Here is a 12,371-nt window from a genome sequence, read left to right as displayed (position 1 = left end):
CGGCAGGCGGGAATCGTGAGGATCTTCGGGAAGGTACGGCATCGGCCCTCCGCCTCGTGGCGGCAGGCCACCGACCGCGCGTTCACCCTGATCGGCGACGGTCGGTACGAGGACGCGGGTGCGCTGCTGACCAGGGCGGCGGACCTGGAGCCCTGGCTGTCCGAGTCCTGGTTCAACCTGGCCCTGCTGCACAAGTTCCGGCACGACTGGGAGCAGGCCAGAGCCGCCGGGCTGCGCGCCGTCGCCCTGCTGGACCGGGAGACCGGCGCCCCGGACTGGTGGAACGTGGGCATCGCCGCGACCGCCCTCCAGGACTGGCCGCTGGCCCGGCGGGCCTGGCAGGCGTACGGGCTGAAGGTGCCCGGGGACCCGCACAGCACGGCCGGGACGGGCGAGCCGGTCGGCATGGAGCTCGGCAGCGCCGCCGTACGGCTGTCGCCCGAGGGCGAGGCCGAGGTCGTGTGGGGCCGCAGGCTCGATCCGGCCCGCATGGAGGTCCTGTCCATCCCGCTGCCCTCCTCCGGGCGGCGCTGGGGCGAGGTCGTCCTGCACGACGGGGTGCCGCACGGCGAGCGGATCACCGCGGCCGGCCCCTCGTACCCGGTCTTCGACGAGATCGAGCTGTGGGCGCCCTCGCCGGTGCCGACCTGGGTGGTGCTGCTGGAGGCGGCCACCGAGGCCGACCGCGACGCCCTGGAGCAGCTGGCCTCGGACGCCGGCTTCGCCGCCGAGGACTGGTCCTCCTCGGTGCGGCTGCTGTGCCGGACCTGCTCGGAGAGCGCGATGCCCAGCGGCGAGGGCAACGGCGACCACCTGGACCCGCACGACCACAGCGAACCGGGCCACCCCGGCCCGCTGGGGCACCGCACGGCCGGCTCGGGCTCCCTGTGGGTCCCCGAGCGGGAGTGCGGCATCGCGGCGCCGGCCGGTCTGGTGCGCGGGCTCCTCGACGGCTGGGTGGCCGACAGCCCCGACAGCCGTGAGTGGCGGGATCTCGAGGAAGTCTGCTGACCCTGGGCCGTAGGCTGTACGGGCACACCACGGACTTGAGGGAAGGCGTACGGCGGACATGGCGCAGCAGGAGAACGAGGTCGTCGAGGTCGTGAACGACGGGTACGTCGTGGACACCGAGGACTGTGAGGCGCGCGAGCTGGCCTACCGCGAGCGCGGCACCGCCCGCCCGATCACGGTGGTCGGCAACCCGGTGCTGCACCGCGAGTGCAAGGACGTCACCGACTTCGGCGACGAGCTGGCGCAGCTGATCGACGACATGTTCGCCAGCCAGAAGGCCGCCGAGGGCGTGGGCCTGGCCGCCAACCAGATCGGCGTGGACGCGAAGGTCTTCGTCTACGACTGCCCGGACGACGACGGCGTCCGGCACACCGGTGTCGTGATCAACCCGAAGCTCGTGGAACTGCCGGCCGGCTCGCGCGTGCTCGACGACTCGAACGAGGGCTGCCTGTCGGTGCCCACCGCCTACGCCTCGCTGGCCCGCCCGGACTACGCCGAGGTCACCGGCCAGGACGCGCAGGGCAACCCGATCAAGGTCCGCGGTACGGGCTACTTCGCGCGCTGCCTCCAGCACGAGACCGACCACCTGTACGGGTACCTGTACATCGACCGGCTCTCGAAGCGCGACCGCAAGGACGCCCTGCGCCAGATGGCGGAGAACACCCCGCGCTACGAGGTCGTCCCGAACGCGTAGCAGCTCCGTTCGACACGGTCCACGGGGCGGGCCAGCATGGAAGTGACGCACGCCGCGAACTCACCCAGGGGAGGGTTGCGCGGAAGGATCCACCATGAAGCGTTGCAAGCGCGTGGCTGTCGTCCTCCCGGTGGCCGCCGGGCTGTGCCTGGTGTACGCCCCGGTGGCCGTCGCTGACGCAGACGCGTCGATCGTCTCCGCGGAAGTGTCCGGCACGCTGACCCCCGGCGCCCGGGCCTCGGTGAAGGTGGTCGTGATGAACCACAAGGCGCCGGCGGGCCAGAAGTCGTGCATCAGCGCGAAGATGGACGGTGGCGGTGGCACCAGCTGCTTCGACCTCGGCGCCCCGGGCACCTCGGTGACCCACGACGGATTCATGGAGGTCCTCAAGGACGCCAAACCGGGTCCCAGGACGGTCACCGTGAACCTCCTCCCCCGTGCCGTCGGCGGTTTGGGCAAGGACACGAAGACCGTCACCGCGACCGTCGGGAACGCGCCCCCCGCCTGCGACCCGGTCAGCCTGAACAGGGACGCCTTCCAGTTGGGCCACACCGAGGGCCTCAAGGACGGCCGCGAGGACGGTTTCGCGGACAGCTACCGCCAGAGCTACGACGACGCCTTCAAGAAGAAGCCCGGCCTCACGGCCGAGCAGTGCCAGGACTTCGCGCTCTCGGCCTTCCAGAACGGATACGGCAAGGGCTACGAGACCGGCTTCAAGGAGGGCCAGGCCAAGGGCGGCAAGGTCGGGGAGAAGGAGGGCAAGGAGGACCGCCAGAAGGGCAACACCTCCCGCAACGTCACCATCCGCCAGCTGCGGGTGACGGCCCTTCCCGCGACCGGCGAGGCCGACTGCGCCCAGGGCGTCAAGTTCACCGCGAGCTTCCTGGGCTCCGGCACCGGCACGATCCAGTTCCACTGGGAGCGCAGTTCTGGAAAGGTGCCCGGGACCATCGAGTTCTCCGGGGGCGACGCCGAGCCCAAGACGGTGACCGACCAGGCGGCCGTTCCGGCCGGCGCGACGACGGCCACCCTCACCCAGAAGTTCGTGATCGACAGTGGCCCTTCGAAGGGCAAGACGGCGCAGGCGACCGCCAACGTCACCTGCAAGAAGTAGCGCGCCCGCAAGGACAGTCCGCGCGCCGCACCCGTACGAAGGCCCCGCTCCGGAACCGGAGCGGGGCCTTCGTGTGTGGGGGGCTTTACGGGCGCACCCGGATGACATCACCGCCCGGCGGCCCCGGCCAGACCTACGCTGCCCGAATGTCAAGTAGGGGTCGATTACCGGCCGTTGGGGTGGCCGGTCAGGCCACTGCCCGGGGCCCGCGGAAGGCGCGGCGGGCAGCTCAGCGCGGCCGTCCGTGCGCGGTCAGCGACGCCCCGTCCGGCAGCCAGTCCCCGTCGAGCCGGAAACCGGCCCGGTACCCGGTCCGCCGCGTGGCGCCGAGGTCGCGTCGCGCACTGAGCGCGATCCCGTCCGCCCACCGCTGCTCCCAGACCCGGGCACCGTCCCAGTTCCGCACGGTGACGCGCGAGCACAGGGCGGAGACCAGCGAGAGCCGGAACCAGGGGAAGCCCGGCCGGTACGGCGTCTCGAAGGGGACCTCGGCCGGCAGCGGGGGACCCGCCGCCTCGGCGGTGAAGGAGAGCGGGCCGTGCACGGTGATCCGGGCGCCCGGCCCGAGCCAGCCGGCCAGCCGCCCCACCACGGCGTCCGGCAGCCCGGGGTCCTCGCGGCCCGCGCCGAACCACCGGCCCACCTGGAGCCGGACGGCCTGGTGCCCTTCCAGGACCAGCAGGTCGGCGGCGGTGTACGGCCGGGACGGGGCGCGGGCCGCCTCCCGCCAGTGCTCCCGGTCGCCCGGCAGCCCGGCGGCGGCGAAGGTGGCCTCCCGGGCGGCGCGCCGGGCCCCGGACCACAGGGGCTCCTCACCGGCGAGGGCGTGCGCGAAGGCACGCGCGTAGGCGTCGCCGGGCACTGGTCCGGCGGGGAAGAAGCGGCGCAGGTACGGCCCCAGCAGCGGGCAGGGCACGCCCGCGCCCCGCAGCGCGTACGGCAGGGCCGCCAGGGCGCCCTCGTACAGCCGGTCCGGATCCCCGGCCCGGGCGCAGGCCGCCGCGACCAGGGCCTCGTACAGCCGCCGGTCGCCGAAGGCGCGCGGGGAGCGCACCAGCAGGCCGAGCGAACGCACCGCCTCCGGATCCCGCGCCAGCGCCGGGGCCAGGGCGGCGGCCCCCCGCACCGCCGGCACCGGGTGCGCGAGCCAGGCCCGGGTGTCGCCCCCGGAAGCGCCGAAAGCGAGGAGCCGGGACGCGGTCATGTGTCGCATCCCGGCATCCTCGCTCAAGTGGCGGGTCCGGACTAGAAGTCCTCGTCCAGGTCGACCGTGCCCTCGACCGCGACCTGGTAGGCCGACGGGCGGCGCTCGAAGAAGTTCGTCAGCTCCTGGACGCCCTGGAGCTCCATGAAGGAGAACGGGTTCTGCGAGCCGTAGACGGGCGGGAAGCCGAGGCGGACCAGGCGCTGGTCCGCGACGCACTCCAGGTACTCGCGCATCGAGTCGGTGTTCATACCCGGCAGGCCGTCACCGCACAGGTCGCGGCCGAACTGCAGCTCCGCCTCGACGGCCTCCTTCAACATGTCGGTGACCTGCTGCTGGAGGGCGTCGTCGAAGAGCTCCGGCTCCTCCTTGCGGACCGTGTCCACGACCTCGAAGGCGAAGTTCATGTGCATGGTCTCGTCGCGGAAGACCCAGTTGGTGCCCGTCGCCAGACCGTGCAGCAGGCCGCGGGAGCGGAACCAGTACACGTACGCGAAGGCGCCGTAGAAGAAGAGGCCCTCGATGCACGCGGCGAAGCAGATCAGGTTCAGCAGGAAGCGGCGGCGGTCGGCGGCCGTCTCCAGGCGCTCGATCTTCTCGACCGAGTCCATCCACCTGAAGCAGAACTGCGCCTTCTCGCGGATGGAGGGGATCTCCTCGACCGCGTCGAAGGCGGCCGCGCGGTCGTCCGGGTCGGGCAGGTAGGTGTCGAGCAGCGTCAGGTAGAACTGGACGTGCACGGCCTCCTCGAACAGCTGGCGCGACAGGTACAGGCGCGCCTCCGGGGAGTTGATGTGCTTGTACAGCGTCAGCACGAGGTTGTTCGAGACGATCGAGTCGCCCGTCGCGAAGAACGCGACCAGACGCCCGATCATGTGCTGCTCGGCCGGGGTCAGCTTCGCGAGGTCGGCGACGTCCGAGTGGAGGTCGACCTCCTCCACCGTCCAGGTGTTCTTGATCGCGTCCCGATAGCGCTCGTAGAAGTCCGGGTAGCGCATGGGGCGGAGGGTCAGTTCGAAGCCCGGGTCGAGAAGGTTCTTCTGGTCGTTGGAGCTCATTACTGGCAGGCCTCGCAGGACTCGGGGTTCTCAAGGGAGCAGGCCAGCGCCTCGGCGTCGACGGCCTGCGGAAGGGGGGTGGCGGCGGCCGGGACGGCGGCGCCGGACGCGGCGCGGGCGATCTTCGTCGCCGGGCGCGAGCGCAGGTAGTACGTGGTCTTCAGGCCCTGCTTCCAGGCGTACGCGTACATCGAGCTGAGCTTGCCGATGGTGGGCGTCTCCAGGAACAGGTTCAGCGACTGGCTCTGGTCCAGGTACGGCGTACGGGCCGCCGCCATGTCGATCAGGCCGCGCTGCGGGATCTCCCACGCCGTGCGGTACAGCTCGCGGACCTCCGCCGGGATCCAGCCGAAGCCCTGCACGGAGCCGGAGGACTCGCGCAGCGCCTCGCGGGTCTGCGCGTCCCACACGCCGAGCTTCTTGAGCTCCTCCACCAGGTAGCCGTTGACCTGGAGGAACTCACCGCTCAGGGTCTCGCGCTTGAAGAGGTTGGAGACCTGCGGCTCGATGCACTCGTACACGCCCGCGATCGAGGCGATCGTCGCCGTCGGGGCGATGGCCAGCAGCAGGGAGTTGCGCATGCCGGTCTTCGCGATCCGGGCGCGCAGGGCGTCCCAGCGCTCGGGCCAGGTCGGCTCGACGCCGTAGTGGTCGGGGTGCAGGACGCCCTGGGCGGTACGGGTCTCGGCCCAGGCCGGGAGCGGGCCGCTGCGCTCGGCGAGGTCGCAGGAGGCCTCGTACGCGGCCAGCATGATCCGCTCGGAGATCTTCGTGGACAGGGCCTTCGCCTCGGCGGAGTCGAAGGGTAGGCGCATCTTGAAGAAGACGTCCTGGAGACCCATCGCGCCCAGGCCCACCGGACGCCATCGGGCGTTGGAACGGCCGGCCTGCTCGGTCGGGTAGAAGTTGATGTCCACGACGCGGTCGAGGAAGGTCACGGCCGTGCGGACGGTCTCGTCCAGGCGCTCCCAGTCCATCTCCCCGCCGGCCACGAACGCGCCGAGGTTGACGGAGCCGAGGTTGCAGACGGCCGTCTCGCTGTCGTTGGTGACCTCGATGATCTCGGTGCACAGGTTCGAGGAGTGCACGACCGTGCCGGGAAGCGCGGTCTGGTTCGCGGTCCGGTTGGAGGCGTCCTTGAAGGTCATCCAGCCCTGGCCGGTCTGCGCGAGGGTGCGCATCATGCGGCCGTACAGGTCGCGGGCCGGCATGGTCTTCTTGGCCAGCCCGGCCGCCTCGGCCTTGAGGTAGGCGGCGTCGAACTCCTCGCCGTACAGGTCCACCAGCTCGGGGACGTCGGCCGGGGAGAACAGCGACCAGTCGGCGTCGGCGTTCACGCGGCGCATGAACTCGTCCGGGATCCAGTGGGCGAGGTTGAGGTTGTGCGTACGGCGCTGGTCCTCGCCGGTGTTGTCGCGCAGCTCGAGGAACTCCTCGATGTCCGCGTGCCAGGTCTCCAGGTAGACGGCGGCGGCGCCCTTGCGGCGGCCGCCCTGGTTCACGGCGGCGACGGAGGCGTCGAGGGTCTTGAGGAACGGCACGATGCCGTTGGAGTGGCCGTTGGTGCCGCGGATCAGCGAACCGCGGGCGCGGATGCGGGAGTACGACAGGCCGATGCCGCCGGCGTGCTTGGAGAGGCGGGCGACCTGGTGGTAGCGGTCGTAGATCGAGTCCAGCTCGTCCAGCGGGGAGTCCAGCAGGTAGCAGGAGGACATCTGCGGGTGGCGGGTGCCGGAGTTGAAGAGCGTGGGTGAGGACGGCAGGTAGTCGAGGCGGCTCATCAGCCGGTACAGCGAGGCCACTTCCTCGAGGGCCTGGATGCTCTCGTCCTCGGCGAGGCCGCAGGCCACGCGCAGCATGAAGTACTGCGGGGTCTCGATCACCTGACGGGTGATCGGGTGGCGCAGCAGGTAGCGGCTGTGCAGGGTGCGCAGGCCGAAGAAGCCGAAGCGGTCGTCCGCGCCCTCGGCGAGCGCGTGCTCGACCAGGGCGTTCAGGCGGGTGGCGTGGGTGGCGACGAACTCGGCCGTGCGGTCGGCGATCAGGCCCTCGTGGTGGCCGACGGCGACGGACTCGGCGAAGGAGGTGGAGCCCTGGCCGGCCGCCTCGTCGGCGACGGCCAGCGTCAGCAGCCGGGCGGCGAGCCGGGAGTACGCCGGGTCCTCGGAGATCAGGCCCGCCGCGGCCTCGGTGGCCAGCCCGCGCAGCTCGGCCTCGTCGGCGGCGGCGCTGCGGCCGCGCAGGGCGGCGGCGGCGACCCGGCCGGGGTCGGTGTCGGGGAGGTCGGCCGTCAGCTCGGTGAGGGTGCGCAGGAGCGCGGTCCCGGGACCTTCGCCAGATCCGTTCTGCTCGGCGGGCTGGTCGGACTCGGCGCGCGGTGCGGCGGGCGCGATGGTCACGGGGGAGCTCTCCCTCAATCGGCCCGGTCATCGGCGGGTCGGAGCACGGGGAGGCACATGCGGGTGTGGCGGGAACGCGTACACCGCCGCATGGCGTCCACCGGCCCAACCGCGAGGCCCGGACGAATCGGCACCCGGTTCGGTCGAGCCGGGCGCACTGTCGGCAGGTCCTCGGACTTTTCATACCGTTGCGGGACAGTTCCGGATTCGCACCGGATTCCCCTGCGGCGACAGCGAGGATGAGCATACATGTGGGGGGCCGCGGATGCGCGACCCCCCACATGTTGTGTCGGCGCGGCTACAGCTCGAGGCGGTAGGTGAGCAGAGTCAGGCCGGGAACCGGTGCCCAGTCCCGTTCGGGCGTGCGGATGAAGCCGAGCCGCTCGTAGATCCGCTGGGCGCCGGTCATGCCGCTCTGGGTCGAGAGGACCAGGTGCGTGACGCCCTCCAGTTCCCGGGCGCGGGCCATGCAGGCGCGCACCAGGGCCTCGCCCGCGCCGCGTCCGCGCGCCTCGCGGGAGACGGCCAGCATCCGGAACTCCGCCTCGCCGGGCCCGGCGATGTCGGCCAGCGGGCTCCCGGGCGGGGCGAAGGTCACACCGCCGAGCACGGTGCCCTCGTCGACCGCCACGAGCACCTCGCCGTCGGCGGCCCGGCCGGCGACATCGCGCAACACGGCCACGTAGAACGCCTCGCCGGAGCCCAGCAGTCCGTCACCCACGTAGGCCTGCGCGGTGATCTCACCCAGCCGGTCGTACTCGGTGGGCAGTGCCACCCTGATCACGATGTCCATGGGTTCGAGTGTGCAGGACGGCTGTCGGTGCCCGGCGCTATGGTCGGAGGTAGCACCGTCGATGGAAGGTGAGCGAGGCATGACCGTGATGACCGACCGCCCCCACATGCTGACCGAGGAGTTCGAGTCCCTGGCACGCATAGGCGCCAGAGAGGTCGAAGGGCTGCGGTTGGAATTCATCGACGGAAAGCTGGGAGTCAAGGCCGTGCCGGACGGGGACCACGGGCTGATCATCGAGTGGCTCATGCGCATCTGCATCCAGCACCGACCCGAGCTGTTCCTCTATGGCGAGCAGGGATTGAAGGTGCAGCATTATCGCGAGGGGCGTGCCCGGCCTGATGGAGTCCTGGCACCGAGTGGCTTCATGAAGGCGCAAGGCGAATGGGTCGCCCCGGATCCTGTCCTGATGGTTGTGGAGGTTACTTCGTACGACTCCGACACTGACCGGCGCGACCGTATCGAGAAGCCTCGGGCCTTCGCGGAGACCGGCATCCCCGTCTACCTCCTGATCGACAGGGACAGCTGTGTGGTCTCGGTCCACAGTGAGCCCGACGGGCGTCGGTACGAGACGGTCCGCACCGTCCCCTTCGGTAAGGACGTCGAACTCCCCGACCCCGTCGGCATCACCCTCCAGACCGAGGTCCTCAAGGACTGGGTGCGCTGAGCACGCCGAAGGGCCCCGCCGTCCCGATGCGGGACGGCGGGGCCCTTCGTGCACCCGGGTGCTCAGCAGCAGCGGAAGCCCTCGCGGGGGTCCGCCTCGCGGGCGTCGGTGCGGGCCCGTTCGAAGGCGCGCCGGGTCATGACCTCGGCGTCCGGGTCGTGCGAGCGGGTGTGCGCGACGTAGCGGTCGTACGCGGCCTCGCCGGAGAACTCCCGTACGTAGAACCGGGCCTTCGCCAGCGCCCCGCGCACCCCGCTCACGCGACCGGCTCCTTGGCCCGGCCGCCGCCGCCGTCGAGGCCGGCGGCCGCGAGCTCGGCCTTCTCCTCGGCCGTCGCGAGGAGCCCGGCCGGGGCGATGATCTTCGACTCGGTCCACGGCACCTCGTGGAGGCGGACCGACTCCGGGTGGGCGACGGCCTTGAAGCAGGTCCGGGCCGCGTCCAGCAGCACGATGACGATCAGGGCCGCGAACAGCACCGACAGGACCCCGTCGACGGTGGCGTTGGTGACCACGGTGTGCATGTCGTCCATGTTCTTGGCGGGCGGCAGCACCTTCCCGGCGTCGATGCCGGTCTGGTACTTGTCGCGCTGCGCGAAGAAGCCGACCTTCACGTCGTCGGAGAAGACCTTCTGGTAGCTCGCCGTGAGGGTGACGGCCACGTCCCAGGCCAGCGGAACCCCCGTGACCCAGGCCCACTTGAGCCGCCCGGACTTGATCAGCAGCGTGGTGCAGACGGCGAGCGCGACCGCCGCGAGCAGCTGGTTCGCGATTCCGAACAGCGGGAAGAGCTGGTTGATGCCGCCCAGCGGGTCCTTGACGCCGACCCACAGGAAGTAGCCCCAGCCGCCGACGACTATGGCGCTCGCGAGCCACACGCCCGGCTTCCAGCTGACGTCCTTGAAGGACTTGTGCACGTTGCCGAGGGTGTCCTGGAGCATGAACCGGCCGACCCGGGTGCCCGCGTCGACGGTGGTCAGGATGAACAGGGCCTCGAACATGATGGCGAAGTGGTACCAGAAGGCCTTCATCCCGGCGCCGCCGATCACGGCGGAGAAGATCTCCGACATTCCGAGTGCGAAGGTCGGCGCACCGCCCGTACGGGACAGCAGGCTGGCCTCCTCCACGTCCTTCGCGGCCTGCGCGAGGGCCTCCGGGGAGATGGCGAAGCCGAAGTTCGTCACCGCCGTCGAGGCGGTCTGGACCGTGGCGCCGACTACCCCGCCGGGGGAGTTCACGGCGAAGAACAGGCCGGGCTCGATGATGCTCGCCGCTATCACCGCCATGACGGCGACGAAGGACTCGGTCAGCATGGCGCCGTAGCCGATGACCCGGACCTGGGTCTCCTTCTGGATCATCTTCGGGGTGGTGCCCGAGGCGACCAGGGAGTGGAAGCCGGACAGTGCGCCGCAGGCGATGGTGATGAAGACGAAGGGGAACATCGACCCGGCGAAGACCGGGCCGTCGCCGCGGGTGGCGAAGTCGGTGACCGCGGGCATCTTCAGCGTCGGCATCGCGATGACCACGCCGACCGCCATCAGCGCGATCGTGCCCACCTTCATGAAGGTGGACAGGTAGTCGCGGGGTGCGAGCAGCAGCCACACCGGCAGCACCGAGGCGATGAAGCCGTACACGACCATCCAGACGACCAGCGTCTCCTTCTCCAGGGTGAAGGTGCCCGCCCAGGAGGACTCGGCGACCCAGCCGCCGGCGACGATGGCGAGCAGCAGCAGCGCGACGCCTATGACGGAGACCTCGGTGACCCGGCCCGGGCGCAGGACGCGCAGGTACACGCCCATGAAGAGGGCGATCGGGATGGTCATGCCGATGGAGAAGACACCCCAGGGGGAGTGCGCCAGAGCGTTGACGATGACCAGCGCGAGCACCGCCAGCAGGATGACCATGATGACGAACACGGCGACCAGGGCGGCGGCTCCGCCGACGGGGCCGATCTCGTCCCGGGCCATCTGGCCGAGCGAGCGGCCGTCGCGCCGGGTGGAGAAGAACAGCGTCACCATGTCCTGGACGGCGCCGGCGAAGATGACGCCCGCGACGATCCAGATGGTGCCCGGCAGGTAGCCCATCTGTGCGGCGAGGACCGGGCCGACCAGCGGTCCGGCGCCGGCGACGGCGGCGAAGTGGTGCCCGAAGAGGACCCGCCGGTCGGTGGGGTGGAAGTCGACACCGTTGTCGAGACGTTCGGCGGGGGTGGCCCGCGTCTTGTCCAGCTTCAGTACGCGGTGGGCGATGAACCGCGAGTAGAAGCGGTAGCCGATGGCGTACGAGCCCAGCGCGGCGGCGAGCAGCCAGGCGGCCGAGATCTCCTCGCCCCGGGACAGTGCCAGGACGCCCCAGCCGATGGCCCCGACGAGGGCCACGCCCACCCAGATGAGGACCGACTGCGGTGAGAGCCTTCCCGACGGAGAGGGCGAGCCCGGCCCGGTGCCAGGACCCGCCGCCCCTCTCGGTGTGGGAGCCCCATCTGTCCCTGTTGCTGCGGGTTCCGGCATGATCCTCGTCCCCTCGTTGATCATCTGCGTAAGCGCAGGGAATCTACGGGGGCTTGACCGGTGGATGTAAGCCCCCGTCCGTATAGCGGTACGAGCGTCCACCCCAGGTCGAAGGGGAGTCAACCGGTGATCACGTGGCAGGTCGCTGAAGTCGGGCTACGAACTTGTAACGGTCGCCGCGATATACCGAACGCACCCATTCGACCGGTTCGCCGTCGGCGTCCAGCGAGTGCCGCGAGAGCATCAGCATCGGCAGCCCGACGTCGGTGCCGAGCAGTCCGGCCTCGCGCGGGGTGGCGAGGGAGGTCTCGATGGTCTCCTCGGCCTCCGCGAGGCGCACGTCGTACACCTCGGCGAGGGCGGTGTAGAGGGAGGTGTACTTGACCAGCGAACGGCGCAGCGCCGGGAAGCGCTTGGCCGACAGGTGCGTGGTCTCGATGGCCATGGGCTCGCCGCTGGCCAGGCGCAGCCGCTCGATGCGCAGGACCCGCCCGCCGGTGGCGATCTTGAGGAGTCCGGCGAGGGTGTCGTCGGCGGTCACGTAGCCGATGTCGAGGAGCTGGGAGGTCGGCTCCAGGCCCTGGGCCCGCATGTCCTCGGTGTAGGAGGAGAGTTGCAGGGGCTGGGAGACCTTGGGCTTGGCGACGAAGGTGCCCTTGCCCTGGATGCGTTCCAGCCGGCCCTCGACGACGAGCTCCTGGAGGGCCTGGCGGACGGTGGTCCGGGAGGTGTCGAATTCGGCCGCGAGCGTGCGCTCCGGCGGTACGGGGGTGCCGGGGGGTAGCGTGTCGGTCATGTCGAGCAAGTGCCGCTTGAGTCGGTAGTACTTGGGCACACGCGCGGTGCGAGTGGCTGCCCCGCCTTCCGGCTCCGTGGTCGCCCCTTCGGTGGCCATCGCCGCCCGCCTTCCCGACTCCAGTTTCGC

At 70.9% G+C, this 12,371-nt stretch carries 11 protein-coding genes and 1 riboswitch; of the genes, 4 read left to right on the top strand and 7 right to left on the bottom strand.

All coding sequences use genetic code 11. The features are described from left to right. Positions 1 to 15 precede the first annotated feature (15 nt). The 3 genes from OOK34_RS05605 to OOK34_RS05595 all read left to right on the top strand — a co-directional run bounded on the left by OOK34_RS05605 (position 16) and on the right by OOK34_RS05595 (position 2,819). Positions 16 to 1,011 (top strand): hypothetical protein, encoded by a 996-nt coding sequence (locus tag OOK34_RS05605; RefSeq protein WP_267032753.1) that lies wholly within the window; start codon positions 16 to 18, stop codon positions 1,009 to 1,011. Positions 1,012 to 1,069: 58 nt separating this feature from the next. Beyond that, a complete protein-coding gene (gene def / locus OOK34_RS05600; RefSeq protein WP_267032752.1) occupies positions 1,070 to 1,705 on the top strand; it encodes a peptide deformylase in 636 nt (211 codons plus the stop codon). Between the two features lie 94 nt (positions 1,706 to 1,799). After that, positions 1,800 to 2,819 carry a hypothetical protein gene (locus OOK34_RS05595; protein ID WP_267032751.1) on the top strand — a complete coding sequence of 340 codons (1,020 nt, stop codon included), beginning with the start codon at positions 1,800 to 1,802 and terminating at the stop codon, positions 2,817 to 2,819. A 229-nt stretch (positions 2,820 to 3,048) separates the two neighbouring features. On the opposite strand, the gene OOK34_RS05590 is transcribed toward OOK34_RS05595, so the two are convergent. From OOK34_RS05590 to OOK34_RS05575, 4 genes are all read right to left on the bottom strand, one after another. After that, a complete protein-coding gene (locus OOK34_RS05590) occupies positions 3,049 to 4,032 on the bottom strand; it encodes a hypothetical protein (RefSeq protein ID WP_267032750.1) in 984 nt (327 codons plus the stop codon). Between the two features lie 32 nt (positions 4,033 to 4,064). Then, positions 4,065 to 5,081: a ribonucleotide-diphosphate reductase subunit beta gene (locus OOK34_RS05585; RefSeq protein WP_267032749.1), complete on the bottom strand. Its 1,017-nt coding sequence runs from the start codon at positions 5,079 to 5,081 to the stop codon at positions 4,065 to 4,067. After that, on the bottom strand, positions 5,081 to 7,480 hold the full coding sequence (locus tag OOK34_RS05580; protein WP_267032748.1) for a ribonucleoside-diphosphate reductase subunit alpha: 2,400 nt from the start codon (positions 7,478 to 7,480) through the stop codon (positions 5,081 to 5,083). The genes OOK34_RS05585 and OOK34_RS05580 overlap by 1 nt, the downstream gene beginning before the upstream one ends. A 166-nt stretch (positions 7,481 to 7,646) precedes the next feature. Beyond that, positions 7,647 to 7,702: riboswitch (cobalamin riboswitch) on the bottom strand. A 76-nt stretch (positions 7,703 to 7,778) separates the two neighbouring features. After that, entirely contained in the window at positions 7,779 to 8,273 is a 495-nt protein-coding gene (locus OOK34_RS05575; protein WP_267032747.1) for a GNAT family N-acetyltransferase, read from the bottom strand. 79 nt (positions 8,274 to 8,352) lie between these two features. On the opposite strand from OOK34_RS05575, the gene OOK34_RS05570 reads away from it, so the two are divergent. Then, on the top strand, positions 8,353 to 8,937 hold the full coding sequence (locus tag OOK34_RS05570) for a Uma2 family endonuclease (protein ID WP_267032746.1): 585 nt from the start codon (positions 8,353 to 8,355) through the stop codon (positions 8,935 to 8,937). Between the two features lie 62 nt (positions 8,938 to 8,999). On the opposite strand, the gene OOK34_RS05565 is transcribed toward OOK34_RS05570, so the two are convergent. From OOK34_RS05565 to OOK34_RS05555, 3 genes are all read right to left on the bottom strand, one after another. After that, entirely contained in the window at positions 9,000 to 9,197 is a 198-nt protein-coding gene (locus OOK34_RS05565) for a YbdD/YjiX family protein (protein ID WP_267032745.1), read from the bottom strand. Next, the gene (locus tag OOK34_RS05560; RefSeq protein ID WP_267032744.1) at positions 9,194 to 11,446 is read right to left on the bottom strand and encodes a carbon starvation CstA family protein; all 2,253 of its coding nucleotides are present in this window, start codon (positions 11,444 to 11,446) and stop codon (positions 9,194 to 9,196) included. The genes OOK34_RS05565 and OOK34_RS05560 overlap by 4 nt, the downstream gene beginning before the upstream one ends. A gap of 130 nt (positions 11,447 to 11,576) precedes the next feature. Beyond that, complete coding sequence (locus OOK34_RS05555; RefSeq protein WP_267036634.1) at positions 11,577 to 12,341, bottom strand: GntR family transcriptional regulator; 765 nt, start codon at positions 12,339 to 12,341, stop codon at positions 11,577 to 11,579. Between the last annotated feature and the right edge of the window lie 30 nt (positions 12,342 to 12,371).

Origin of the sequence: Streptomyces sp. NBC_00091 (assembly GCF_026343185.1) — a bacterium.
Classification (GTDB): domain Bacteria; phylum Actinomycetota; class Actinomycetes; order Streptomycetales; family Streptomycetaceae; genus Streptomyces.
Note: the sequence above shows the minus strand (reverse complement) of the source record. Positions and strands in the feature narration are given on the sequence as shown.